25 protein-coding genes and 1 tRNA gene are annotated in these 24,494 nt (G+C 39.3%); 14 read left to right on the forward strand and 12 right to left on the reverse strand.

What is annotated here, in order from left to right:
- Window positions 1-27: 27 nt before the first annotated feature.
- From SK086_RS03450 to SK086_RS03460, 3 genes are read left to right on the forward strand one after another with little or no spacing between them, the layout of a single operon-like run.
- A complete protein-coding gene (locus SK086_RS03450; RefSeq protein WP_324689800.1) occupies window positions 28-972 on the forward strand; it encodes a hypothetical protein in 945 nt (314 codons plus the stop codon).
- Window positions 973-1,650, forward strand: a complete 678-nt coding sequence (gene rsmI / locus SK086_RS03455; protein ID WP_324689801.1) for a 16S rRNA (cytidine(1402)-2'-O)-methyltransferase — start codon at window positions 973-975, stop codon at window positions 1,648-1,650.
- Window positions 1,651-1,688: 38 nt separating this feature from the next.
- A complete protein-coding gene (locus SK086_RS03460) occupies window positions 1,689-2,846 on the forward strand; it encodes a cytochrome-c peroxidase (RefSeq protein ID WP_324689803.1) in 1,158 nt (385 codons plus the stop codon).
- 3 nt (window positions 2,847-2,849) lie between these two features.
- Here SK086_RS03460 and ade read toward each other — a convergent pair whose 3' ends face one another.
- A complete protein-coding gene (gene ade, locus SK086_RS03465; RefSeq protein ID WP_324689804.1) occupies window positions 2,850-4,472 on the reverse strand; it encodes an adenine deaminase in 1,623 nt (540 codons plus the stop codon).
- A 113-nt stretch (window positions 4,473-4,585) separates the two neighbouring features.
- On the opposite strand from ade, the gene recJ reads away from it, so the two are divergent.
- Window positions 4,586-6,274, forward strand: coding sequence for a single-stranded-DNA-specific exonuclease RecJ (recJ, locus tag SK086_RS03470; RefSeq protein ID WP_324689806.1), 1,689 nt, complete (start codon window positions 4,586-4,588; stop codon window positions 6,272-6,274).
- 1 nt (window position 6,275) lies between these two features.
- Here the strand turns inward: recJ and SK086_RS03475 are convergent, their stop codons facing one another.
- Genes SK086_RS03475 through SK086_RS03490 form a run of 4 tightly spaced genes read right to left on the reverse strand, consistent with a single transcriptional unit; the run spans window position 6,276 to window position 8,472 of the window.
- On the reverse strand, window positions 6,276-7,028 hold the full coding sequence (locus SK086_RS03475) for a UDP-2,3-diacylglucosamine diphosphatase (protein WP_324689807.1): 753 nt from the start codon (window positions 7,026-7,028) through the stop codon (window positions 6,276-6,278).
- Between the two features lie 9 nt (window positions 7,029-7,037).
- Window positions 7,038-7,490: a 6-pyruvoyl trahydropterin synthase family protein gene (locus SK086_RS03480; RefSeq protein WP_324689809.1), complete on the reverse strand. Its 453-nt coding sequence runs from the start codon at window positions 7,488-7,490 to the stop codon at window positions 7,038-7,040.
- 37 nt (window positions 7,491-7,527) lie between these two features.
- Entirely contained in the window at window positions 7,528-7,704 is a 177-nt protein-coding gene (locus SK086_RS03485) for a hypothetical protein (RefSeq protein ID WP_324689811.1), read from the reverse strand.
- 3 nt (window positions 7,705-7,707) lie between these two features.
- Window positions 7,708-8,472 carry an enoyl-CoA hydratase/isomerase family protein gene (locus tag SK086_RS03490; protein ID WP_324689813.1) on the reverse strand — a complete coding sequence of 255 codons (765 nt, stop codon included), beginning with the start codon at window positions 8,470-8,472 and terminating at the stop codon, window positions 7,708-7,710.
- Between the two features lie 101 nt (window positions 8,473-8,573).
- Between SK086_RS03490 and SK086_RS03495 the strand changes: the two genes are divergently transcribed.
- Window positions 8,574-8,647 (forward strand) — tRNA-Ala (locus SK086_RS03495).
- A gap of 33 nt (window positions 8,648-8,680) precedes the next feature.
- Here the strand turns inward: SK086_RS03495 and SK086_RS03500 are convergent.
- Window positions 8,681-9,253 (reverse strand): DUF3109 family protein, encoded by a 573-nt coding sequence (locus SK086_RS03500; protein ID WP_290875089.1) that lies wholly within the window; start codon window positions 9,251-9,253, stop codon window positions 8,681-8,683.
- 158 nt (window positions 9,254-9,411) lie between these two features.
- Between SK086_RS03500 and SK086_RS03505 the strand changes: the two genes are divergently transcribed.
- The 3 genes from SK086_RS03505 (at window position 9,412) to SK086_RS03515 (ending at window position 10,976) form a co-directional block, all read left to right on the forward strand.
- Window positions 9,412-9,987 carry a MarC family protein gene (locus SK086_RS03505; protein WP_290875086.1) on the forward strand — a complete coding sequence of 192 codons (576 nt, stop codon included), beginning with the start codon at window positions 9,412-9,414 and terminating at the stop codon, window positions 9,985-9,987.
- A gap of 38 nt (window positions 9,988-10,025) precedes the next feature.
- Window positions 10,026-10,223 (forward strand): hypothetical protein, encoded by a 198-nt coding sequence (locus tag SK086_RS03510; protein WP_290875084.1) that lies wholly within the window; start codon window positions 10,026-10,028, stop codon window positions 10,221-10,223.
- Between the two features lie 144 nt (window positions 10,224-10,367).
- Window positions 10,368-10,976, forward strand: coding sequence for an FAD-dependent oxidoreductase (locus SK086_RS03515; protein ID WP_290875082.1), 609 nt, complete (start codon window positions 10,368-10,370; stop codon window positions 10,974-10,976).
- On the opposite strand, the gene SK086_RS03520 is transcribed toward SK086_RS03515, so the two are convergent.
- The 3 genes from SK086_RS03520 to SK086_RS03530 all read right to left on the reverse strand — a co-directional run bounded on the left by SK086_RS03520 (window position 10,977) and on the right by SK086_RS03530 (window position 13,731).
- Window positions 10,977-12,545 carry a S41 family peptidase gene (locus SK086_RS03520; RefSeq protein WP_324689815.1) on the reverse strand — a complete coding sequence of 523 codons (1,569 nt, stop codon included), beginning with the start codon at window positions 12,543-12,545 and terminating at the stop codon, window positions 10,977-10,979.
- Window positions 12,546-12,569: 24 nt separating this feature from the next.
- The gene (locus SK086_RS03525) at window positions 12,570-12,998 is read right to left on the reverse strand and encodes a deoxycytidylate deaminase (protein ID WP_324689816.1); all 429 of its coding nucleotides are present in this window, start codon (window positions 12,996-12,998) and stop codon (window positions 12,570-12,572) included.
- Between the two features lie 139 nt (window positions 12,999-13,137).
- Entirely contained in the window at window positions 13,138-13,731 is a 594-nt protein-coding gene (locus SK086_RS03530; protein ID WP_290875076.1) for a HupE/UreJ family protein, read from the reverse strand.
- A 150-nt stretch (window positions 13,732-13,881) separates the two neighbouring features.
- Here SK086_RS03530 and SK086_RS03535 point away from each other — a divergent pair, with 150 nt between their 5' ends.
- Window positions 13,882-14,313, forward strand: a complete 432-nt coding sequence (locus SK086_RS03535; protein WP_290875074.1) for a tellurite resistance TerB family protein — start codon at window positions 13,882-13,884, stop codon at window positions 14,311-14,313.
- A gap of 134 nt (window positions 14,314-14,447) precedes the next feature.
- Here SK086_RS03535 and SK086_RS03540 read toward each other — a convergent pair whose 3' ends face one another.
- The 3 genes from SK086_RS03540 to fbp all read right to left on the reverse strand — a co-directional run bounded on the left by SK086_RS03540 (window position 14,448) and on the right by fbp (window position 16,688).
- Window positions 14,448-15,047, reverse strand: coding sequence for a hypothetical protein (locus SK086_RS03540; protein WP_324689817.1), 600 nt, complete (start codon window positions 15,045-15,047; stop codon window positions 14,448-14,450).
- A gap of 322 nt (window positions 15,048-15,369) precedes the next feature.
- The gene (locus SK086_RS03545) at window positions 15,370-15,516 is read right to left on the reverse strand and encodes a hypothetical protein (protein ID WP_324689818.1); all 147 of its coding nucleotides are present in this window, start codon (window positions 15,514-15,516) and stop codon (window positions 15,370-15,372) included.
- 164 nt (window positions 15,517-15,680) lie between these two features.
- Complete coding sequence (fbp, locus tag SK086_RS03550; RefSeq protein WP_290875072.1) at window positions 15,681-16,688, reverse strand: class 1 fructose-bisphosphatase; 1,008 nt, start codon at window positions 16,686-16,688, stop codon at window positions 15,681-15,683.
- A 143-nt stretch (window positions 16,689-16,831) separates the two neighbouring features.
- Between fbp and SK086_RS03555 the strand changes: the two genes are divergently transcribed.
- From SK086_RS03555 to SK086_RS03575, 5 genes are all read left to right on the forward strand, one after another.
- On the forward strand, window positions 16,832-17,332 hold the full coding sequence (locus tag SK086_RS03555; protein ID WP_290875070.1) for a GNAT family N-acetyltransferase: 501 nt from the start codon (window positions 16,832-16,834) through the stop codon (window positions 17,330-17,332).
- Window positions 17,332-18,585 (forward strand): aspartate kinase, encoded by a 1,254-nt coding sequence (locus SK086_RS03560; protein ID WP_290875068.1) that lies wholly within the window; start codon window positions 17,332-17,334, stop codon window positions 18,583-18,585. Before SK086_RS03555 ends, SK086_RS03560 begins: the two co-directional genes overlap by 1 nt.
- Window positions 18,586-18,665: 80 nt before the next feature.
- Complete coding sequence (locus SK086_RS03565) at window positions 18,666-22,064, forward strand: hypothetical protein (RefSeq protein ID WP_324689820.1); 3,399 nt, start codon at window positions 18,666-18,668, stop codon at window positions 22,062-22,064.
- Between the two features lie 63 nt (window positions 22,065-22,127).
- Window positions 22,128-22,607 carry a hypothetical protein gene (locus SK086_RS03570; protein WP_324689822.1) on the forward strand — a complete coding sequence of 160 codons (480 nt, stop codon included), beginning with the start codon at window positions 22,128-22,130 and terminating at the stop codon, window positions 22,605-22,607.
- 864 nt (window positions 22,608-23,471) lie between these two features.
- Window positions 23,472-24,449 carry a ribonucleotide-diphosphate reductase subunit beta gene (locus SK086_RS03575; RefSeq protein ID WP_290875062.1) on the forward strand — a complete coding sequence of 326 codons (978 nt, stop codon included), beginning with the start codon at window positions 23,472-23,474 and terminating at the stop codon, window positions 24,447-24,449.
- Window positions 24,450-24,494: the final 45 nt, after the last annotated feature.

Raw genomic sequence — 24,494 nt, forward strand, 5'->3', positions numbered from 1 at the left:
GCGTATTTCCTATAATTACAAACCATCATGAAAAAAAGAGTAGAAGCCGAATTAATCAGCATTGCCCACCGAATTTTGAAACTCAAAAACAAATCGGATGTGGATCAATTGTATAAAGAAACCCAAAAATTATACGAAACGTTATCGGTTTTAAAATTTTACCAGGACAATTACGAAGTCCTAAAATCGGAGGTTGATGCCGCCGAATTGGAAGAAAAATTAGAAACTGCTTTTGATGTTGAAACACCTCAGGCTATCATGGCTGAAGTGAAAGCGGAACTAGTGGTTGAAACCGAAGCACCTGCTGTTGAGGTGGAAACTCTTGCAGCCGAAGAAGCTCAAGAAGAACCGGTTGTAACTGAAGCCGAAACTGAAGTTGAAACGGTTGTTGAGGAAGAAGTTGAGGAAGAAGCTGAGGAAGAAGTTGAGGAAGAAGTTGCAGAAATGGCACCGGAAGTTGCAGCAGAACCAGCCGCTACCGAAGCACCGCTTTTTACGCCGATATTTGAATTGGCCGAAGAAGAAGCTGAAGAAGAAGCACCTGCAGCAGAGGCGGCATCCGAACTAAAACCAGATACCAAACACATAGCTTTAGAAGATTTATTAGGCGAAAATTACGTAGATCCGATTTTCGTAAAGCCGAATGAAGTCTCCCTTTTTCCAACGGAAACTAAAGCAGAAATCGTTCCGGAGCCTGAAATCGAGCAATCCAAACCGGCAGCGTCTTTAAACAGTGCTTTTGCAAAAACCATTGAAATCGGCCTAAACGATCGCATCGCTTTTGTAAACCATTTGTTTGGAGAAAGCAACGAAGATTTCAACCGCGTAATCTCGCAATTGAACACCTTTGATACCCTGGAAGAAGCCAAAACTTTCTTGAACGAGATGGTGATACCCGACTATAATTATTGGGTAGGCAAAGAAGATTATATGGAGCGTTTTATGACTGTTGTGGAGCGAAAATTCAGCTAAATGGGCAAACTTTACCTTGTTCCTACACCTATTGGTAATTTGGAAGACATGACTTTCAGAGCCATCAGCGTTTTGAAAGAAGTCGATTTAATTTTGGCCGAAGACACACGCACCAGCGGCAAATTGTTGAAACATTTCGACATTGCTACACACATGCACAGCCACCACATGCACAACGAGCACAAAACGGTGGAAAATATTATCAAGCGTTTGCAAGCAGGAGAAAACATCGCCTTAATCAGCGACGCGGGAACGCCGGCTATTTCCGACCCCGGATTTTTACTCACCCGAGCTTGTGTAGAAAATAATATCGAGGTGGAATGTCTGCCGGGAGCTACGGCTTTTGTGCCGGCTTTGGTGAATAGTGGTTTGCCCAACGATCGTTTTGTTTTTGAGGGTTTTTTGCCCGAAAAAAAAGGAAGACAAACCCGTTTTTTAGCGTTGGCCGAAGAAACCCGAACCATGATTTTTTATGTGTCGCCTCACAAATTGGTGAAAACTTTAGGCGAATTTGTGCAGTATTTTGGCGCTGACCGACCGGTATCGGTTTCCCGAGAATTGTCGAAACTTCACGAGGAAACTATTCGCGGTGCTGCGGCTGAGGTATTGCAACATTTTGAAGCCAAACCGGCAAAAGGTGAAATCGTCGCGGTAGTTGGCGGGAAAATTTTAAAATAGTAATACTAATGATAAGGTTTTTGGTAAGTATATTTCTCTTGATCATTTTCTGTACCTCATGTTCAGAGGATGAAAAATATGTGCCGATTACACAAAACTTACCCATAATTTCATTGCCCGAAACACCTTATGATTACGCTAACCTCAATTTGCCGTATCATTTTACAGTTAATGAAGGAGGCACCTTTATCAGTTCTGTCAATGGCATAGACAATACACCCGATGACAATCCCGTTACCGATGCCGGAGCTACTTTGGGCAGAGTGCTGTTTTATGATGTAGCTTTGAGTCAAAATCGAACCATAGCTTGTGGCAGTTGTCATCGCCAAGAATTGGCCTTTACGGATTCGCCGGTTAAGAGTTTAGGTTTTAACCAAGTGCCTACCAGAAGAAACTCTATTTCATTAGTCAATCAACGCTATTATTTTAGAGGTCGTTTTTTTTGGGATGAAAAAGCCGCCACTCTCGAAGACCAAGTTTTACAACCTATTTTAGATCATAATGAAATGGGTTTAACCGAAAGCGAAATCATACAAAGATTATCCGAAAGACCTTTTTACAGTAATTTATTTTTACAAGCTTTTGGTTCTGGTCAAATTACCCAATCGAGAGTTTCAAAAGCTTTGTCACAATTTATAAGGAGTATTGTTAGTTCACAAAGTAAGTATGATGATGGTCGAATGCAGGTGAATTCGAGGTTACAACCATTTCCGAATTTTACCGAGGCTGAAAACCAAGGAAAAGCATTGTTTTTAAAAACTGTAGCTCAAGGTGGCGCGGGATGTATCAATTGTCACGCAACCGAGGCTTTTGTTAGTGTAAATTCGGGACCAAAAAACAACGGACTTGACTTAGTTTCCACCAATGATTTAGGTGCTTTTGAAACGTTTCCAACAACCAACAGTTTGAAAGGAGCTTTTAAAATACCAACGTTGAGAAATATTGCATTGGGTGCGCCTTATATGCATGATGGTCGTTTCCAAACCTTAGAGCAAGTAATTGAGCATTACAATAGTGGTGTTAAAAACCATCCTAATGTATCGCCTTTTTTAAAAGATGCTAATGGGAATCCACAGCAACTCAATCTAACAGAGCAACAAAAAGCCGCTTTAGTAGCTTTTTTACGGACACTAACCGATCCTAATATTCTTCACAATGAAAAGTGGTCCGACCCTTTCATTAACCAACATCTTTAGGGATTAGGAAACCTTTAAATCCGTAAACGCAAATTGTTTTCCGCTAAACAAGCCTTTGTCCGATAATTTTAAATCGGGAATCACTAACAAAGCCATAAATGAAAGTGTCATAAAAGGCGCTTTTAAAGTACTGCCTAAGTCTTTGGCCATCGCATCGATTTCCTGGTACAAGCGCCCGGCTTCCCAACCGTTTTGGTCGCTCATAATACCGGCTATAGGTAGAGCCAACGATTTTTGTTCGGCACCGTTTACGGCACAAATACCGCCGGTGTTGGCAATGAGTAAATTTACCGCATTCAAAATTTCTTCATCCGAAGTACCAACCACGACTATATTGTGACAATCGTGCGCCACCGAACTGGCAATCGCTCCTTTTTTCAAACCAAAGTTTTTGATAAAAGCTACAGCTACCGGAGCATTTTCATACCGATTGACTACCGCCATTTTCAACACATCATGTTCGGTATCGGAAACCAAATTGCCATCCTGAATTTTTGGGGAACAATGAATTTCATTGGTAATCAACTGTCCTTCCAATGCTTCAATAACGCGTATGGTTTTGGCCGAACTCGCCACTTGAAAATCGGCTAACACTTTAGGTGAAGTGTTGAAATTATTTGGCTTTTCAAAGGCAACATGCGGTACAAACGACTGACCGTTTTCGGCTACCAATGTGCCGTTGATATACGTTTGTAACACTTTAAAATGGGTCAAATCTTCCACTACGATAAAATCGGCGGCATCATTGGGTTGCAATAAACCTACCGTCATGTTGTAATGCTTCACCGGATTGATACAAGCCATTTGCAAAACTTTAAAAAGGTCATGACCTTTGGCTACTGCCCGAGCACACAATTGGTTGATATGACCTACAATCAAATCGTCCGGATGTTTGTCATCAGAGCAAAACATTAGGTTTTCATAATGATCCGGCAGTAAGTCGATTAACGCTTCAAAATTTTTGGCGGCACTACCTTCGCGTATGATTACTTTCATCCCTAAGGCTAATTTTTCAGCGGCTTCGTCATAGGTAAAACACTCGTGATCGGTAGTAATTCCGGCTGAAATATATTTCTGAACGGCTTCGCCTCTTAAACCCGGCGCATGACCGTCAACCGGTTTATTGTAATGTTTCGCCCAAGCTATCTTTTTTAAAACTTCTTCATCGTCAAACAACACACCGGGATAGTTCATCATTTCGGCCAAATAATAAATGTCGGGATGCGCCATCAGTTCCTTAATTTGCTCCGAATCGATTACGGCTCCGGCAGTTTCAAAAAAGGTAGCCGGAACGCACGAAGGCGCCCCAAAATGAAACTTCAACGGGACTTTTTTACCGTTTTCAATCATATAATATACACCGTCTTTTCCCAATACATTGGCAATTTCATGCGGATCGGAAATGGTTCCGACAGTACCGTGCAAAACCGCAATTTTAGCAAACTCGGAAGGCACCAACATCGAGCTTTCGATATGAATGTGCGCGTCGATAAAACCCGGAAGGATATAGTTTTTGTTATCGTGTTGTTTTTCAATAACGGAGACAATTTTACCGTTTTCAACCCTAACTTCGCCAGAGTAAATCCGGCGGTTTTCGATATCGACTATTTGACCTTGAATTTGCATTTTCTTTGTAATTTGTAGTTCAAAAGTAACGAATAAATACACTAAAACTACCATAAACCTGCCGTTGCTTTTCCTATTTTTGTTGAATACAATTTTGTAATTCCTAATTTATCATGCGCTGGACACTTAAAACCAAACCATCACCGGAAAAAGTCAAAGCTTTAGCAGCCGAACTCAAAGTAGATGAGTTGATTGCGATGCTTTTGGTACAGCGAGGTATTGAAACGTATGAAGCCGCTCGCCAATTTTTTCGTCCGAGTTTGGCTGATTTGCACAATCCGTATTTGATGAAAGATATGGACAAAGCGGTAGCTCGAATTGAAGCAGCTATTGCCAATGCCGAAAATATTTTGGTCTTTGGCGATTACGATGTAGACGGTACAACAGCGGTTTCTTTGGTGTCGAGTTATCTGAAAAGTTTTTATCCTAATGTGGCTACTTATATTCCGGATCGATACAACGAAGGTTACGGCGTTTCTTATCAAGGGATTGATTTTGCAGACGATAATGGTTTTACCTTGATTATTGCCTTGGATTGCGGCATAAAATCCATCGATCATGTGGCGTATGCCAAAGCCAAAAACATCGATTTTATCATTGGTGATCACCATCGTCCGGGCGATACCTTACCGGAAGCAGTGGCTGTTTTAGATCCTAAAAGAACGGATTGCAATTATCCGTATGACGAATTGTGTGGTTGTGGCGTTGGGTTTAAATTGATTCAGGCGCTTGCACAAAATCGGAACCAAACGGTGGCCGATTTAGTGCCTTATTTAGATTTGGTGGCGACTGCGATAGCCGCGGATATTGTTCCGATGACAGGGGAAAACAGGGTTTTGGCCAAGTTTGGTTTGGAAGTCATTAATAGTAGTCCGCGTCCGGGCATCAAGGCTTTGGTTCAGAACGTCAAAAAGAAAACACTCACTATAACCGATGTGGTTTTTATTATTGCACCGCGCATTAACGCAGCAGGTAGAATCAAACACGGTAACGAAGCCGTGGCTTTGCTTACGGAATACGATTTAGAACAAGCAGAATTTTTTGCTTCAGAAATTGAGCAGCACAACAGTGACCGCAAAGATTTGGACAAGCTAATTACTGCAGAAGCCTTGTCGCAAATCACCGAGAATAACGAAACTAAAAAATTCACCACAGTCGTTTACCAAGAAAACTGGCACAAAGGCGTTATCGGCATTGTAGCTTCACGTTTGACAGAAACTTATTATCGTCCTACGATAGTGTTTACCAAAAGTGGCGATAAACTTGCGGCCTCAGCGCGTTCGGTGAAGGATTTTGATATTTACAATGCTTTAGAAGCTTGTGCGGTACACTTGGAACAATTTGGCGGCCATATGTACGCTGCCGGAATGACCTTGAAGGAAGAAAATTATGCAACGTTCAAAGAAGCTTTTGAAAGAACGGTGGAAGAAACAATACATCCTGATTTGCTGACTCCTGAAATTGCAGTGGATGCCGAAATCAATTTGACGGATATCAACGAGAAATTGATTAGAATTCTAAACCAATTTGAACCTTTCGGACCACAAAATATGACGCCGGTTTTTATGACCAAAGGGTTAAAAGATTCGGGTTACGCTAAAGGAATAGGTGCCGATGAAGACCATTTGAAACTATACGTCAAGCAAAATAATTCTCCCGGATTTGGTGCTATTGGTTTTGGTTTAGGAAAGAAATTGGATTTGGTCAAAAACCAGCAATCTTTTGACGCTGTGTATTGCATAGACGAAAACGAATTCAACGGAAAAGTTTCGGTACAGCTGCGGTTTAAGGATTTACGGTAGTTTAGTATTTCTTCAACTCAAAAGTCTCACCGTCAAAAACACCGTAAGTAAAATAGCCAATCCAATCGCCTAAGTTTACGTATTCGGCATTTTCACCTACAGAAATCACCATCGGCAAATGACGATGACCAAAAACCAAGTAATTGTATTGTTTGGTTTGCAGTTTTCGCTTGCAGTATTGAATCAACCATTCGTTTTCTTCGCCTAAAAATTTCACATCGGCTTCCCCCGAAATCAGTTTGTTTTTAACCGATAAATATTGGGCCAATCGCATACCGATATCCGGATGCAACCAACGGTAGAGCCACTTGGAAAATGGATGGGTAAAGACTTTCTTCATGCGTTTGTAACCTTTGTCACCCGGACCTTTACCATCACCGTGACCGATTAAAAACGTTTTACCGTTGAATTCATACTCTTGATTGTCGCGATACACCGGAATGTTCAGTTCTTTTTCGAAATAATCATGCATCCACAAATCGTGGTTGCCTACAAAAAAGTAAACCGGAATGCCACTGTCGCGAATTTCAGCTAATTTGCCCAAAACACGTACAAATCCTTTCGGAACCACGGTTTTATATTCGAACCAAAAATCAAACAAATCACCTAGCAAGAAAATCGCTTCAGCGTCTTGCTTTACTTCGTCCAACCACGCTACAAATTTTTGTTCACGAGGAAAACTAGCTTCAGGAGTCGGAGCGCCAAAATGTTGGTCGGAGGCAAAATAGATTTTTTTGTTGGGTGTAATTTGCATGTAGCTTACTTATGAATTATCCGAGGCGTACCATTCGGCAAAGGAAGTGTCGGTTTCTTGGAGTTTTAAAGAATGTAAGGCGATGTTTTGCGGTAAACGATTTTTTATTTTTTGTGCAAAATCGGTAACCATATTTTCGCTGGTAGGTTGGTAATCTACCAAAATCACATGATGACCGCGTTCTTTGAGTTCGTTGGCCAATTCAATATGAGGAGTATTTTGATTGAAAACCGTCGCATGATCAAATACATCAACGATTTCTTCTTTCACAATTTTTTTCAAATCCGAAAAGTCGATGACCATTCCAAACTTCACATTCGAAGTGTCGGTTATAGGTTGACCAATTACTGTTACCGATAACTTATAGCTGTGTCCGTGCACATTCTTGCATTTGCCGTCGTAGCCATAAAGTGCATGACCGGTTTCGAAAGAGAATTGTTTGGTAATTCGGATGTTGCTCATGAAAAAAGTTTTAATGCCGCAAATTTAGTAAATATAACTACAGCTCGTCTTGTCTTTTTTTGGCTTTGCGATACAGCAGCCAAGCCAATCCTGCAAATACAACGAATGGCAAAATATAACCAATCCAAACGCCTATCATGTAGCCATTGTCGGGAGCGTTTTTGATTTTTTCATCAATATTGGTTTGCTGTAAAAGTGTTATAAGCAATAGCATGATTTATTTTTTTAATTCGTTAAGCGCTTTTTTGGTAAAATCCGAAAGCACTAAGGTGCCCGAGATAGCGGCACGTTCATACAAAAGACTATCCCAATTTTCGGTACCTTCCCAAAATACCTTCTTCATTTCAGCTAACGCATCCGGATGATAGGAAGCCAATTTTTTGGCCATAGCAACAGTCGCTTCCGTCAACTCGTCGTAGCTGTCGAAAACATCTGCGTAAAGTCCTTTTTCCACAGCCCAATCAGCCGTTTGCCAGTGGTTAGGTTGAAGCGCTAATAAAGACATGGCATTTTTACCGATTTTTCGAGATACGGCCGGTTCAATCACAAACGGACCAATACCAATGGCAATTTCGGATAATTTAATCGAAGCGTCTTGGTATGCATAAGCAAAATCACAGGCGGCCGCCAATCCGACGCCACCGCCAACAGCTTTACCTTGAATTTTTCCTAGTATAATTTTAGAGCAGTTGCGCATCGCATTGATGACATTGGCAAAACCGGAGAAGAATTTTTTTCCTTCTTCAAGGTTGCTTATCGAGAGTAATTCGTCAAATGAAGCTCCGGCGCAAAAGGTTTTGCCTTCGCTTTGCAGTACAATTACGTTTACTTCAGTGTTGTTGCTGAGCGAATGGAGTTCATGAGTTAGTTTTTCTAATAAATCACTCGGAAATGAGTTACTGGCCGGATGACTAAAGGTGAGAAAGGCAATTTTGTTTTCAATTTGGGTTTGGATAAACCCTTGGGTATTTTCGGCAGACATAAAAATGAATATTTAAGGTAAATTTACAACAAATCTCAAAAAAAGATGTGTTTGATGTTGTTTTTTGTTAGTAGAAAAGTATATATTTGCTGTCTCAAAACGGGGATGTAGCTCAGTTGGCTAGAGTGCTTGACTGGCAGTCAAGAGGTCGTGGGTTCGAGCCCCATCTTCTCCACAAAAAAGCCTGAATCATTGATTCAGGCTTTTTTTATTTCTCGTTTTTCAAGTCTTCGGCTACTTTTTCCAATTCGGTGTACCAATCTTGACCGAATTTTCGAATCAAAGCTTCTTTGACAAATTTATAGACAGGAACTTGCAATTCTTTTCCCAATGTACAAGCGTCATTGCAAATGTCCCAACGGTCGTAATTAACCGCGGCGAATTCACTGAAATCTTTCACACGAATCGGATACAAATGACAAGAAACCGGTTTTTTCCAATCAACGATACCTTGATTATAAGCTTGCTCAATACCGCAAAGCGCTGTTTTCCCGTCAAAAATTACATAAGCGCAATCTTTGTTGTCAATTAGCGGTGTTTCTAAATCTTGATCGGTGCCAACTACCCAAGTACCCAGTTTTTCTATGGCTTCAATACCTTCTTTGCGTAAAAAAGGTTTGACTTTCGGATAAATTTCCTCCAAGATTTTGGTTTCGGCTTCACTCAATGGTGCACCGGCATCGCCATCCACACAACAAGCGCCATGACAGGCTGAAAGGTTGCATACAAAATCTTTTTCGAGTATATCTTCTGATACTATGGTTTTGCCTAATTGAAACATTTGATATTAAGAGGAGGAAGTCCAGTGGGCTTCAGGTATTTTAAAATAGATTATTTTTTTTGCTGCGGCTAAAAGCCAAAGCGCGATTTTTAATGCAAAGGTAAAATCAAAAATCGTAATAAACGATTAAAAACCTAATTTTGCAAAAAAAAAGTACCATGAATTTAGACTTCAGAGAAATTGCTACAGCTACTATGGTTTTGTTTGCTGTGATTGATATTGTGGGCAGTATACCGGTTATCATCGATTTGAGAGCTCGATTTGGCCATATTCAATCGGAGAAAGCATCGCTAGTGTCAGCCGGTATTATGATTGCCTTTCTTTTTGTTGGGGAAGAAATTTTAAAATTGATTGGTATCGATGTCAATTCTTTTGCAGTGGCCGGTTCGTTTGTGCTTTTCTTTTTGGCTTTGGAAATGATTTTAGGCATTCGATTGTACCGTGATGAAGAAGCCAATTCTGCGTCTATTGTGCCGATTGCTTTTCCTTTAATTGCGGGTGCCGGGACAATGACAACACTGTTGTCTTTGCGCGCCGAATTCCAATCCATCAACATCATTATTGCCATATTGCTGAATATCATTTTAGTCTATGTCGTGTTGAAATCGTCTTCAAAAATTGAAAAACGACTCAGTAAAAACGGCTTGAGTATTATCCGAAAAGTATTTGGCGTGGTTTTATTAGCCATAGCTGTTAAATTATTTGCGGCTAATGTTAAAGGACTATTTGTCTGATTTTAAAAATTAGTATTTTTGTGCTATAAATTCAACCCATGAAAATTTTTACTACCATATTAATTGTTGTTGCTTTTGCTCTGATTGCTTTCAACGTAACCATGTTAGACTTCAGCAATTTGTTTGAAGGCGATAGTTTGGTTGCCCTAATCGGAATAGCAGCAGCGATGTGTGCCATGCTGATTCTTTTGATCTTCAGAATGTCGAAGAAAATCGAAGAGAAACTGAAAAACTAAGCCTTTTAAATTCCGAATTCAAAGTGCCAAATTCCAAATAAAATGCAAATCCGAAACGTTAAGTTTCAAAGGATTGAATATTGAGATTTAATTTTTTGGAGCTTATTTGTAATTTGATTTTTAACATTTGTAATTTTCCTTTCTATGTATGATGTTTTGATTATCGGCGGCGGTGTTTCAGGGATGTCGTGTGCCTTGCTTTTGGGTTCGGCCCAACACAAACCTTTCGCAGTCGACAAAAAGATTGGCATCATCGCGCACCAAAAAGCTTCTTCTTTACAAGATGCTTTATTCAATAATGCTTACGGAATACCGGCCGGAAAATTGGGTTCGGATTTACTGACCGAAAGCATTACGCATTTGCAACAATTGTATCCGCATATTGATCAAATCTCAGGCGAAAAAGTAATGAAGATTGAAGGTGAAGTCGGCAACTTTTCCGTAATCACTAACAAAAACACTTATGCTGCCAAAATGGTAGTTATTAGTATCGGTGCCGCAAATCCGTTTACGATAGAAGGTTTAGAAGCGTATGTGATACCGCATCAAAAAGTTATTGCTGAAAAAAACAGAATCCAACTCAGCAATACCGATCACAAAGTAACCGAAGGGATTTATGTAACCGGAACCTTAGCCGGTTGGAGAAGTCAGTTGGCCATAGCTGCCGGAAGTGGCGCTGCCGTAGCAACCGATATTTTAACACTTTGGAATAATGGTGTTCATGTGCAAGTGCACGACAGCATTCGCAAATAACTATTTCAAAATCGCTTTCAAGATCGCATCGTCTTTCAGTAAGATTTGGTAATACTGATCTTCACCAAACAGCTGTCGGGCGAATTCTGCCGAAACGTATTTTTTCACCAAAGTTTCATTATTTGCCACACTGATTTCCAAACCTGATTCGGCTAAGTACTTTTGGAACTTAGCTACTATAGTTTTGTCGGAATATAATTGACTTAAAAAGGATTTAAGGTCTAAGCCTTCATAGGCTTTTCGGTTTTGGTCAAGTTGCTCAAAAACAAAATGTCCTACCAAACCGGAGTTCAGCACGTAACCAACATTTTCTTCACCTTTTTTCACCTCTAAAGGCACAAAAATATCCGGCACTATACCGCCGCCGCCGTAAACAATGCGCCCTTTTTTAGTTTTGAATTTTAGGGAATCGGCCACTTTAATTTTGTCCTTAGCATACAATTCGCCGCTTTCAAAGCGCTTTTCAAAATCGTGTATGTAAGCCTCGCTGTTGCCTTTGGTGTAAGGTTTTTGAATGGAACGACCACTTGGCGTATAATAGCGAGAGGTTGTCAATCGAACCGCCGAACCGTCATCAAAGTCCATTTCGCGTTGCACCAAACCTTTTCCAAACGAACGTCGACCAACAATAGTGCCGCGATCGTTGTCTTGTATCGCGCCGGCCAAAATTTCGCTGGCGGAAGCCGAATTTTCATCAATTAAAACAAATACTCTTCCGGTTTCAAAAATGCCTTCTGCGGTAGCAAAGGTTTTTTTAATGGTGCCTTTCTTGTTTTTGGTAAAGACGATAAGTTCTTGGTCTTTCAACAACTCGTCTGCAATTTCCACGGCTTTTTCCAAATAACCGCCACCATTGTCGCGCAAATCGATGACCAAAGTATTGATACCTTGTCTTTTGAGTTGCTCTAAGCCTTCACGGAATTCGGTATAAGTGTTTTCAGCGAATCGATTGATTTTGATGTAACCTGTGTTTTTGTTGAGTTTTAAATAGGTGTCAACACTTTCAATCGGAACGACATCTCGCACCACAGGAATTTTGAGTTTCTTCCCGGTATTTTTTCGGTAAACCGTAAGCAAAACGGTTGAACCTTCTTCGCCTTTGAGTTTGTTGAATAAACTGTCGGTTGGCAATTTTCGCCCAAAGAGTTTCGATTTATCGGCATACAAAATTCGGTCGCCTGCCAGTATTCCGGCTTTTTCGGCCGGACCGTTTTCCAGCGGACGAACAACTGTTACGGTGTCTTTGTACATATAAAAGTTTACGCCGATGCCTACGAAATCGCCGCGCATGAGTTCGACCTCGCTAGATTGTTCGCTGGGCGGAATGTAAACCGAATGCGGATCGAGATTGGCCAAAATACTGTTTACGGTTAAGTCGACTATGGAATCCGAATTCACATGGTCTACATATTCATCGTCGATAAAGTCGATGAGTTTGTCTATTTTGGCTTTTCGAGCGTTGGCTTTGGATAAGGAGCGTTCCGGAAAATTGAGCATGCCGCCAATCACGATGCCTAAGGCAACGCAAGAGAATAGTAAAAGCGGCAAGTATTTTTCCTTTGATTTCATGTGTGAAAGAAATGGTACAGTTGGTTAATCCAAATCGTCAATTTTGGTGACTTCCACGCCGGCTTTTCTGAGGAAATCCAAACCCGATTCGTCGCGGTAACCGTTGTGGTAGACTACGCGTTTGATACCCGATTGGTGGATTAATTTGCTACATTCTTTACAAGGCGAAAGCGTAATATAAAGCGTAGCATTTTCACAACTTTGGGTAGAACGGGCGACTTTGGAAATGGCATTGGCTTCGGCGTGTAAAACATACCACTTGGTTAAGCCTTCGTCGTCTTCACAGCAGTTTTCAAAACCGGAAGGCGTTCCGTTATAGCCGTCGGAAATAATCATGCGGTCGCGAACAATAATCGCACCAACTTGCTTGCGTTTGCAGTAGGAGAGTTTGCTCCATTCGGCAGCAATTCTAAGGTAAGCGATGTCGTATTTTTGTTGTTTCTTTTCTTTCATTTCCAGAAGTTCAAATGGTTTCCCTTGTAGCCCCGATAAACGTGGAAATCCTTTTTAAATGGAAACCATTTGAAAAGATTGGAACAGTTAGCGGGAAAATGTATAGCAAATATACCCAAACCTTTAGCTCCAAAACAATTTATTTAACCCAAATTTCACTTTGCATAATCATGGGAATCACCACGCCGGCAATAAAAGCAGAGATGATCAAAATCCAGTCGCGTTTGGAGAATTTCAACAAGGTTTGCACCACATATGCCAGCAATAAAGCAGCGACTACCACGATAATTTGAGCGACTTCTATCCCTAAAGCAAATTCAAAAAGCGGTGCTAATTTATCGGTAGGTTTGCCGGTTAAAATGCTATTGAAGTAGTTGGAAAAGCCCAAACCGTGTATGATTCCGAAGAAAACAGTTATAATACCGGTTACGGTAGTGCTGTCTTTTTTAGCCGATTTCCCCAAGATGATGATGTTGTACAATGCCGTAATTAGAATGGTAATCGGGATAAGGAATTCAACCACTTCCGCTTTGATGCTAAGGATGTTAAAAACCGATAAAAAAAGGGCTACGGTATGGCCTAACGTAAAGAGTGAAACTAAGATTAAAATGCGTTTCCACGATTTGAATTCATACGGAACGGTAAGCGCCAAAAGGAATAATACATGGTCGTAAGCTTTAATGTCGAGCACATGTTGTAATCCGATATTAAAGTATATCCAGAAATCTGACATGGTAGTGATAGGTTGTTAGTGAGGTAAACTTACGATTAATTTTAATTGTCGTTTCAAAATAAATCCAAAAATCGATAAAAAACATTTGTCGAATTGGTTTTCTAAAACAGGAAATTGGATTATATTTGTCGCATTAAAATCTATACCATTATGTCTATTTCAGATTTATTTGACAGCGAGTTTAAAAGCAGAAATAAGGGTCATTTTTCCGCTATCGTACGTGTGGCTACTGCCGACGGCGATTTGAGCAAAGAGGAAAAAGAGTTCTTAGATAAATTAGCTGTTCGTTTGGAAATATCGCCGGCAGAATATGAAGAAATTCTGGAAAACCCGCTTAAATACCCAATCAATCCGCCATATTTACACGTACAACGTTTAGAGCGTTTATACGATTTGTCGCGTATGGTTTATGCTGATCACATCCTCGGACCGAAACAAAAAGAAATCTTGACCAAATTTGCTTTGGCTTTAGGATTTACGCCGGGGAATGTACCATACATTGTTGACAAAGCGTTATCGCTTTTGGTGATGAATGTGGATTCGGATACGTTTGTCTACGAAATGACACATATGAATAAATAACAAAAAACCCTGAGTATTCAGGGTTTTTTGTTACGACGAACTAAAGTTCGTTTACCTGACTGCCACCTGCAGTCCTCCTCTTATTATCAAATGTCTACGAAATTACAATGTGAGTATATAATTAAGGACTTGATTCATAGAGGATTTTTAAAATCTTGATTGTCTACACTAATTAAGTAGTAATTTATAGATTTGTCATTTAAATCATCAATAATACAAGTTAGTTCTTTAATATTATTGTTAATTGCTCTTCCCAATTTTGTTGAAATAATGAAGATTACAGATTTTCCGTTATTAAAATCTATTGTTTTACTATTTATATTTTCAAATTTAAATTTTGTTATTTCGGTTCCTGTTAATTTGTGTTCGAAGTTTCTATTTTTTATTATGGTTACAATTCTTCCAAAACATGAATTATTATCATTCAAATAGGAGTCGTAAATTTTGCTGTTTTCATTAACAGTAATTCCATAAAAGAAAGACACTTTTTGACTACTGATATAATTCATTAGATTCCCATATTCTTCTTTTTCAGGGAAATATATGTCTTCTCTGTGAAAATTGAATCTTTTTTCAAAGTATTTCAAATATTCTTCTTTATTGTTGAACGTAGTCATCTTATTTACACCATTGAATGAATTGTAAACCATTTTACAAGAAACAGTCAATAGCATCAGACCAACAAGAGTAGTTCCAATTTTAATAAATAGGAACTTTGACGACAATGGTTTCATTGGTTAAAGTTGTGTTATAAGATCCAGCTTTTAATTTCATATCTCCAATACTAATTTCTTCATCAACAGAAAAAATTTTGAAATCATCCAGTGTATTTCCTGGTTTATTAATCAATTCTTTTGGGAATAGAATGGTTATTGTGTTGTTAGGAGAAGGAAATGCAACTAAATTAGTTTTGTTAATTGTTGTTGAAGGAGTGGCCGGCCATATATTACCAGAGCTGTCTTTACAACCTTCAAAAACCCATCCGCCTCCGTAAGTACAAAACCAAAAGCCGCTTTCGCAATTGAATTTAGGCCTTTTAAATCTAAAACCATCTGCTTAATAAGTCCATACCTCTGTAGTTCCTTCCGGACATCTTCCTTTTGAAAAAGATTCTGATGACATTTTTTTCTCACTAATACTCTCATTTGAGCAAGATAGTAGAAATGTACAAGCAAATAATGTTGTTAAAAGTTGTTTTTTCATTTTAATTGATTTTAAAGTTTATACTTACAAATTTAAAATAAAAAAAAACTTACATATTGATAATTTAACAATTTTTTAACAAGCTATTACTTAGGTATTTTCTCTTTATGACTCTTCATGCTTTTACAAAGTATGAAGAATTTGCAAAACAGCCACTCAGTCACTTAAACATACTTCGCCATAAACTCCTCTGCTTTTTCTACCATATTGTAACTACCGCAAAAGAACGGTACACGTTGGTGCAATTCGGTCGGCTGGATTTCCATAATGCGTCCGAAACCATTAGAGGCTTTACCGCCGGCTTGTTCTGCTATGAAAGCCATTGGGTTGCATTCGTACAACAAACGCAATTTTCCGTTAGGCGATTTGGAACTGGTAGGATAAATATAAATACCGCCTTTGATCATGTTCCGGTGAATGTCGGATACTAAACTTCCTATGTAACGGGAAGTGTAAGGGCGATCGCCTTCTTCCAGCTGGCAGTATTTGATGTAATCTTTCACGCCTTGCGGGAAATGCACATAATTGCCTTCGTTAATGGAGTAAATGTTGCCGTCTTTGGCAAATTGCATATTCGGGTGCGATAAGTAAAATGTACCGATGGCCGGATTTAACGTAAAGCCATTCACGCCGTGACCGGTAGTGTATACCAACATAGTTGAGGTGCCATAAATAACATAACCTGCCGCTACTTGTTGGGTTCCGGGTTGCAGAAAATCTTGAATACTAACCGGAGTACCAACCGGAGTTACCCTGCGGTAAACCGAAAAAATGGTACCTACAGAAACATTCACGTCTATGTTGGAAGAACCATCGAGCGGATCCATTAACACTACATATTTGTTGCTGTGACTGTTATCGGAACCGGCTACTGTTATGAAATCGTCGTTTTCTTCCGAAGCGATTCCGCAAACAATCTCGCGGTTGATTAAAGTTTGGATGAACACTTCGTTGGCATAAACATCCAGTTTTTGTTGGTCTTCGCCTTGAATATTTTGATCTCCGGCAGCGCCCACTATATCCACCAAACCGGCTTTGTTTACTTTGTAATTGACTACTTTGGCAGCCAATCGGATGGAGTTGATAATTCGGGACAATTCGCCCGAGGAATATTTGAATTCCTCTTGTTTTTCGATGATAAATTCCCCTAAGGTTTTGTTGCGTTCTTCCATTACGAAATCGTTGTAGTTGTGGGTGCAAATATCGCTAAAATTGTCTAAGAAAAAATCTATTCTGAAAAGAAATTATAAGTTGTATTTTTGTTGACGCTAGACTTTTATCTAATCACATTACTAAGCAAAAAAAGCAACACCTGATGAATATCCGCAGAGGAACCAAAAACGATATGAAAGCTGTTCTTGATTTAATACAAGAATTGGCTATTTTTGAAAAAGAACCCGATGCGGTTGTGGTCACGGTGGCCGATTTGGAGCGTGATGGTTTTGGTGAAAATCCGCTGTTTTACACTTTTGTAGCCGAAGTTGAGGGTGACTCGAGCGATAGCGAACAGGCGAAGCAAATTGTTGGTATGGCGTTGTACTACTATCGCTATTCTACTTGGAAAGGAAGAACCATACACCTAGAGGATTTAATCGTCAAAGAAAAAATGCGCGGTAGTGGTTTAGGTTTGGCCTTGTATACCAAAATTATCGAGCAAGGTAAAGCAGACAACGTTCGCAGAATCGAATGGAATGTGTTGGATTGGAACACGCCGGCTATCGACTTCTACAAAAAATCGGGAGCGAAAATTTTAGCCGATTGGGATGTGGTGCAAATGGATGAACAAGGAATCAATGACTTTTTAACTAATTTATAATGAGAATTTTCAAATTTGGTGGTGCGTCAGTTAAAGACGCCGATGGGATTAAAAATGTATTCAGTGTATTGGAAAAAGTAGGTCACGAAGACACACTTTTAGTGATTTCCGCTATGGGAAAAACAACCAATGCTTTGGAGTTAGTAATCAAGAACTATTTCGAAAAATCGAATGAGTTGCATTCTTCCTTACAAGAAGTTAAGAAATACCACTACCAAATTTTGATGGATTTGTTTGAAGATGAAGAACACGATGTGTACTTTGCCGTGAACAGTCTTTTTGCCGATTTGGAGTATTTTATCCGAAGCAATAAATCGCCAAACTACAATTTTGTATACGACCAAGTGGTGAGTTTCGGAGAACTTATATCAACCACTATTGTCAGTCATTATTTTGCCCAAGCCGGCTTGAAAAACAACTGGATTGATGTACGCAATTTTATCAAAACCGACAATACCTATCGCGATGCCAATGTGGATTGGGAAAAAACCCAGCAACTCATTGCTAAAGGCGTTAAGAAGAAAGCCTTAAACATTACCCAAGGATTTTTAGGTTCCGATGAAAATAATTTCACCACTACTTTGGGTCGTGAAGGTTCCGATTACACCGCGGCTATTTTTGCCTATTGCTTGAATGCCGAAAGCGTAACCATCTGGAAAGATGTTCCGGGTGTGATGAATGCAGATCCGCGTTATTTCGAAAATGCCATATTGTTGAACCAAATTTCGTATCGCGAAGCCATCGAATTGGCCTTTTACGGCGCTACGGTGATTCACCCGAAAACTTTGCAGCCGTTGCAAAGAAAGGAAATTCCGTTGCACGTTAAATCGTTTATCAATCCGCTTTTGCCCGGAACCAGTGTTTCCAAAGGCAAAGATTTGGAGCCGCAAACACCGTGTTATATTGTGAAAAGAGATCAATTGTTGATTTCCCTGTCGTCTATCGATTTTTCCTTTATCATGGAAGAAAACATCAGCGAAATTTTTGCGCTGTTCCACCAGTACAAAATGAAGGTAAGTTTGATCCAAAATTCGGCCATCAGTTTTTCGGTTTGTGTGGAAGACAAATTCGGCAATTTCAATGATTTGAAAAATATCTTGGCCAAAAAATTCAAAGTGGCTTATAACGAAAACGTTTCTTTGTACACTATTCGACACTTCAATAAAGAAGCCGCCGAAATGGTGGAAAAAGGGAAAACGGTTTTGCTCAAGCAAATTTCCCGTGAAACTTTACAAGTAGTCACCAAAGAATAATCATCCAAACCGCGAAGACTAAAATAAAAAGTGTTCGCGGTTTTTTATATTAAAAAAGCCTATTTTTACGTTATTAAGATATGCTGAAAAAAGGGCTTTTATTGTGGATATTATTCAGTTTTTCCGGGCTTTCGGCTCAGGAAATCAATTCGCTGTACCGAACCAAAAAAGTCCTGCCTTCCAAAGATACTATCGCCATTGAAAAAGTCAGTATCAGTCCGAGTTTTTTCAAACTACTCACTCGCGAAGGCAAAGAAGTCGATACGTCATTCTATAAAGTCGATTTTAAAACCGGCAAATTATTTTTCAAAAGGAATTTCACGGTTACCGATACCATTACCATTCGTTATTTTAACTATCCTGAATTTCTAACCAAAACATACAGCATTTACGATCAAGACAAAGTGGTGCCAAACGAGGCCGGATTTTTGGTTAAAACCGATCGCTCCTTAAAAAAGTTTGTGCCGTTTGAAGGCTTGAATACTTCCGGTAGCATTACGCGCGGGGTAACCATCGGAAACAATCAAAATGCTTCGGTAACGTCGAATTTAGATTTGCAAATCACCGGAAAAATCTCGGATAAAGTTTCGCTTCGGGCTTCGATTCAGGATTCTAACATTCCGCTGCAGGAAAACGGCTATTCCCAAAAGTTGGACGAATTTGACCAAATTTTCATCGAATTGTTTACCGATAAATGGAGCATTCGCGCCGGTGATTTATTCTTGGAAAACCGGCAATCGCGTTTCCTTAATTTCAACAAAAAAGTGCAAGGGTTGGCTACTCGCTTTACCTTAGGCGACGAAGATAATAAAACTGAAATTTTTGCTTCGGCCGCGTTGGTGCGCGGACAATATGCCCGAAGCACTTTTACCGGTCAGGAAGGCAATCAAGGACCGTACAAATTGCGCGGCAATAACGGCGAGTTGTATGTGTTGGTGATTTCGGGTTCGGAGCGAGTGTATGTCAACGGAATTCTTAAAAAACGAGGCGAGAATAACGATTACATCATCGATTACAATGCCGGAGAAATTACATTTACTTCTTTGTTTCCCATCAATTCCGAAATGCGAATTGTAATTGAATACCAATATTCGGATAGAAATTATACGCGTTTTGTGACCTACGGCGGCGTAAATCATACCGCTAAAAAATGGAGTTTAGGCGGTTACCTGTATTCCGAAAACGATGTCAAAAACCAACCTTTACAGCAAAGTTTGTCGCCGGAGCAAGTCGATATACTCAACAATGCCGGAGACGACATCAACCAAATGAACGCGCCCTCGGCTTATTTGGATACTTATTCCGAGAATAAAATTTTGTACAAAAAAGTAATCGTAAACAGTGTTGAGGTTTTTGAATATTCGAACAACCCTAACGACGAATTGTACAATGTACGCTTTACTTTAGTCGGCAATAATTTAGGGAATTACATCCTAACCAATACCGCGGCTATCGGTAAAATTTACCAGTATGTTGAACCTGTTGCCGGCATTCCGCAAGGGAATTACGAACCGGTAGTGCGATTGGTAGCGCCTACGAAAATCCAAATCGCCACCGTTTTAGGGAAATACAATCCGAATGAAAAAACCGCAATCGATTTTGAATTGGGCGTGAGCAACAACGACCAAAATTTGTTTTCTTCTTTAGATGATGAAGACAATAAAGGTGTGGCCGGAAAGCTCAATTTCAAACAACGATTACTCACTAAAAAATGGCAGGTTGATGCTTTTGGAAACTACCAATTTATACAAGAAAATTTCAGAACTATTGAGCGGTTATTTAATATCGAATTCAACCGCGACTGGAACTTGACCACTTTCTCCGGAAATCAGAGTTTAATTGTGAACGGCTTGGATTTTATCCTGCCGCAAAAAGGCAAGCTGACCTATCAATTTGAGAAATTAGATTTTTCTAAAAGTTTTACCGGAAATCGCCACTCGGTAAACGGGTTTTTCAAACTCAACCAATGGAACTTACAACAAAATACCAGCGTATTGAACAGCGACGGAAATTTTGCCAAGTCAACCTTCGTTAGAAACCAATCGCAAGCGCGCTATCATTTTAAAAAGAATTGGATAGGCGGAACGTTACGTTTGGAAGACAACCAAGAACGTTTGGCGGCGACCAATCAGTTGTCTTCTTTGAGCCAGAAATTTACCGAATACGGTGCCTTTGTTGGACGTGGCGATAGTACTAAAGTCTTTGTAGAACTGGGCTATTTGCAAAGGGTAAACGACAGTTTGCAAAATGGTTTGGTAAAAAGAGTCAACACTTCGCAATCGTATTACTTAAAATCGCGCCTGATTCAAAACGACAAAACCAATTTATCTTTGTTTGTTAATTACCGCAATTTGAAATTTGAAGAAGCCGACCGCGAAAACGAACCGTCGCTCAACTCCAGATTGTTGTACAACGATCAGTTTTTTAAGCAAAAGATGCAAGTCAGCACCGCCTACGAAACCACTTCGGGTACCATTGCGCAACAGGAATTTACGTATTTAGAAGTCGAACCCGGGCAAGGCGTTTTCACTTGGATAGATTACAACAACAACGGGATTCAGGAATTACAAGAGTTTGAAGTCGCGCCTTTTCCGGACCAAGCCAAATATGTACGCGTGTTTTTACCGAACCAAGTTTTTGTGAAAACCCATCAAAATAAATTCTCGCAGTCACTCACTTTAAATCCCGCACAGTGGCAAAACGGCAAAGGATTCAAAAAGTTCCTGTCGCATTTTTACAATCAAACCTCGTATTTAATCGAACGCAAAATCAGAAGAGAAGGCGGCAATTTCGATTTGAATCCGCTACCTAATAATAGTGACAACCAATTAGGATTAAACACCAGTTTCCGCAATAGTTTTTTCTACAATCGCGGCAAGCAAAAACATTCGGTTACCTATAATTATACCCAAAATGAACTCCGCGCCTTATTAACGGTAGGTTCACAATCCAGTCAAAACCAATCGCATCAGTTGCAGTATACCCATTTACTGAAAAAAGTTTGGTTGTTTAATTTTGGCACTAAAATCAATCAAACCGGTCTGACTTCGGAGAATTACGAAAGCAAGAACTTTAAAGTCGAAGGTTATCAAATTAACCCGAAGATTTCCTATTTGTTCAGCAAAAATGCGAGTTGGGATATTTTTTACGAATACCAAAACAAGGAAAATCGACAAGGTAATTTGGAAACGTTATCCCAACAACGTTTCGGAACTTCTTTTACTTATGCTGGTGAAAAGAAGATTACAGCCAACGGCGAATTTTCGCTCTATCAAAACACGTTTGAAGGCGATGCTTCCCAGCCGGTAGCGTTTCAAATGTTAGAAGGCTTGCGTCCGGGTCGAAATTTAACATGGCGCTTGTTGTTGCAGAAGAATCTAACCCAATACTTAGACATCAATATCAATTACCAAGGGCGAAAATCGGAAACCAGTCAAACCATACATACCGGTAATGTTCAGTTGAGAGCTTATTTTTAAGCGGAATGATTTTTGGAAGTGTTTTTTTAGTAATTTTAAATCACTAACTAAAAAGCAAGCATTATGAGAAAATTATTTTTGTTGTGTTTTTTGTTTGCCTTCATGGTAAACGCCACAGCACAGGAAACCAAAGCCGAAAAAGCAAAAGCTAAAACCGAAAAAGCAGCCAAAGACAAGGCTAAAAAAGAAGCAACAGCGGTGCCTTTGAAAAAAGACGGAACACCCGACAAACGCTTCAAGAAAACAGACGTGCCTTTAAAAAAAGATGGTACTCCGGACAAGCGTTTCAAATCGAAAGAAAACAACGCTTCCGCAAAAGGCGAAATGAAATCGGCTGAAGGCAAAGCCAAATCTGCTGCCAATAAAGCAGAAGCCAAAGCCAAAAAAGAAGTCAAAGAAAGAGAGTCTAAAGAAAAAGCCCCAAAAAACAATAAAGACAAAGTGACGGGTTCTTATAAAGGTAAAAAAGTATTTACCGGACCAAGAGGCGGCAAATATTACATCAATAAAAACGGAAACAAAACCTATATTTCAGAGGACTAAAACAGTCTGATTTTGCAAACTTATAATGAAGTGGTTTTCCGTAAGGGAAAACCACTTTTTTTGTGCCGTAAATCTTGTTTTCAGAAGCCGCTTAAATGTTAAAATTGGGCATTCAGTAAATTCTTAACTCCCTTTATTTTAGGGCTTTTTGGCGATTTTCAAAAATATAAAATGCTGAAAATCAATTGGTTGAAAATTGATTAAAAAAGTTAAACAAAGTTGGAATTTGTTAAAAACTAAAGCCGATTGTGAATAATTAGGACTTTCATTTTACGTTTGGATTGATAAACTTTGTGAAATGAATTTAATAAAAAAAGAGCCTTCAGACGTAGAAAGTCATTGGCTCAAATTTTGGAAACTCGCTGCACCACTGATTAGCTTAGGACACTTAATAGTGGATGTAGTGAAATTATTTATCGAAAGATAGAATAATTAAAAGAAGCCGATGTAATTGAAAGATTATGTCGGTTTTTCTTTTCCAAAAGTAGAACTTTTTTGAAAATTTAATCGTTCTTTTTTTTAAAAATTATCAACATACTTTAAGCTTAAATTTTTATGTAGTAAAATTCATTTTGTATTGCTAAAAAAACAGTTTTCAGAAGCCGCTTAAATGTTAAAATTGGGCATTCAGTAAATTCTTAACTCCCTTTATTTTAGGGCTTTTTGGCGATTTTTAAAAAAATAAAACGCTGAAAATCAAGTATTTAAAAAATGATTAAAAAAGTTAAACAAAGTTGAGATTTGTTAAAAACTAAAGCCGATTGTGAATAAGTTTGACTTTCATTTTACGTTTGGTTTGACAATCTTTGTAACAGACAGATTGAAGAAAAAATCTCCCCAATAATCCAAAAAAAATAATTCAAAATGGCCGCTATCGAACCAATTTTACAAGAAAACAAAAACCGCTTCGTGATTTTCCCTATCAAACATCATGATATTTGGGATTGGTATAAAAAAATGGAAGCCAGTTTTTGGACTGCCGAAGAAATCGATTTACACCAAGATTTATCAGACTGGAATAACAAGTTGAATGCTGATGAAAAGTATTTCATCAAGCACATTTTAGCTTTTTTTGCGGCTTCTGATGGTATTGTAAACGAAAACCTAGCCGAAAACTTTGTGAACGAAGTACAATATCCCGAAGCCAAATTTTTCTACGGTTTCCAAATCATGATGGAGAACATCCACAGCGAAACGTATTCGTTGTTGATTGATACCTATGTAAAAGACGAAGCCGAAAAGAATGACCTTTTCCATGCCATTGAAGTATTTCCGGCGATTATGAAAAAAGCACAATGGGCTTTGCGTTGGATCAAGTCGGATTCGTTTGCCGAAAGATTGATTGCTTTTGCTGCGGTAGAAGGGATTTTCTTCTCGGGCGCGTTCTGTTCGATTTATTGGCTGAAAAAACGCGGCTTAATGCCTGGACTAACCTTCTCCAACGAGTTGATTTCTCGTGACGAAGGCGTTCACTGCGACTTTGCCGTTCACTTACACAACCACCATTTGGTTAACAAAGTGTCTAAAGAAAGAATTACCGAAATCATTACTGATGCATTGAATATTGAGCGCGAATTCATCACCGAATCTTTACCGGTAAGTTTGATCGGTATGAATGCTACTTTAATGACGCAATATTTAGAGTTTGTAGCCGATAGATTGTTAGTGGAATTAGGCTGTAAAAAAGTCTACAACTCAACCAATCCTTTCGATTTCATGGACATGATTTCACTACAAGGAAAAACCAATTTCTTTGAAAAACGCGTGGCCGAATACCAAAAAGCCGGTGTAATGTCGAAAGATACCGAAGATCAAAAAATCAGCTTCGACGCTGACTTCTAATAAAAAGTTGTCATGCTGAGTACTGCATCAGTACTAGCCCGGAGG

The organism is Flavobacterium cheonhonense, assembly GCF_035671315.1.
Lineage (GTDB): Bacteria > Bacteroidota > Bacteroidia > Flavobacteriales > Flavobacteriaceae > Flavobacterium > Flavobacterium cheonhonense.

Coding starts and splice junctions, on each gene's coding strand:
- SK086_RS03575 (WP_290875062.1), top strand. CDS start 23,472: ATGGCCGCTATCGAACCAATTTTACAAGAAAACAAAAACCGCTTCGTG.
- SK086_RS03450 (WP_324689800.1), top strand. CDS start 28: ATGAAAAAAAGAGTAGAAGCCGAATTAATCAGCATTGCCCACCGAATT.
- recJ (WP_324689806.1), top strand. CDS start 4,586: ATGCGCTGGACACTTAAAACCAAACCATCACCGGAAAAAGTCAAAGCT.
- SK086_RS03570 (WP_324689822.1), top strand. CDS start 22,128: ATGAGAAAATTATTTTTGTTGTGTTTTTTGTTTGCCTTCATGGTAAAC.
- SK086_RS03555 (WP_290875070.1), top strand. CDS start 16,832: ATGAATATCCGCAGAGGAACCAAAAACGATATGAAAGCTGTTCTTGAT.
- SK086_RS03490 (WP_324689813.1), bottom strand. CDS start 8,472: ATGTCTGCCGAAAATACCCAAGGGTTTATCCAAACCCAAATTGAAAAC.
- SK086_RS03505 (WP_290875086.1), top strand. CDS start 9,412: ATGAATTTAGACTTCAGAGAAATTGCTACAGCTACTATGGTTTTGTTT.
- SK086_RS03475 (WP_324689807.1), bottom strand. CDS start 7,028: ATGCAAATTACACCCAACAAAAAAATCTATTTTGCCTCCGACCAACAT.
- SK086_RS03535 (WP_290875074.1), top strand. CDS start 13,882: ATGTCTATTTCAGATTTATTTGACAGCGAGTTTAAAAGCAGAAATAAG.
- SK086_RS03500 (WP_290875089.1), bottom strand. CDS start 9,253: ATGTTTCAATTAGGCAAAACCATAGTATCAGAAGATATACTCGAAAAA.
- SK086_RS03520 (WP_324689815.1), bottom strand. CDS start 12,545: ATGAAATCAAAGGAAAAATACTTGCCGCTTTTACTATTCTCTTGCGTT.
- SK086_RS03540 (WP_324689817.1), bottom strand. CDS start 15,047: ATGAAACCATTGTCGTCAAAGTTCCTATTTATTAAAATTGGAACTACT.
- SK086_RS03515 (WP_290875082.1), top strand. CDS start 10,368: ATGTATGATGTTTTGATTATCGGCGGCGGTGTTTCAGGGATGTCGTGT.
- SK086_RS03480 (WP_324689809.1), bottom strand. CDS start 7,490: ATGAGCAACATCCGAATTACCAAACAATTCTCTTTCGAAACCGGTCAT.
- SK086_RS03545 (WP_324689818.1), bottom strand. CDS start 15,516: ATGAAAAAACAACTTTTAACAACATTATTTGCTTGTACATTTCTACTA.
- SK086_RS03485 (WP_324689811.1), bottom strand. CDS start 7,704: ATGCTATTGCTTATAACACTTTTACAGCAAACCAATATTGATGAAAAA.
- SK086_RS03530 (WP_290875076.1), bottom strand. CDS start 13,731: ATGTCAGATTTCTGGATATACTTTAATATCGGATTACAACATGTGCTC.
- SK086_RS03565 (WP_324689820.1), top strand. CDS start 18,666: ATGCTGAAAAAAGGGCTTTTATTGTGGATATTATTCAGTTTTTCCGGG.
- SK086_RS03510 (WP_290875084.1), top strand. CDS start 10,026: ATGAAAATTTTTACTACCATATTAATTGTTGTTGCTTTTGCTCTGATT.
- SK086_RS03560 (WP_290875068.1), top strand. CDS start 17,332: ATGAGAATTTTCAAATTTGGTGGTGCGTCAGTTAAAGACGCCGATGGG.
- rsmI (WP_324689801.1), top strand. CDS start 973: ATGGGCAAACTTTACCTTGTTCCTACACCTATTGGTAATTTGGAAGAC.
- fbp (WP_290875072.1), bottom strand. CDS start 16,688: ATGGAAGAACGCAACAAAACCTTAGGGGAATTTATCATCGAAAAACAA.
- SK086_RS03525 (WP_324689816.1), bottom strand. CDS start 12,998: ATGAAAGAAAAGAAACAACAAAAATACGACATCGCTTACCTTAGAATT.
- ade (WP_324689804.1), bottom strand. CDS start 4,472: ATGCAAATTCAAGGTCAAATAGTCGATATCGAAAACCGCCGGATTTAC.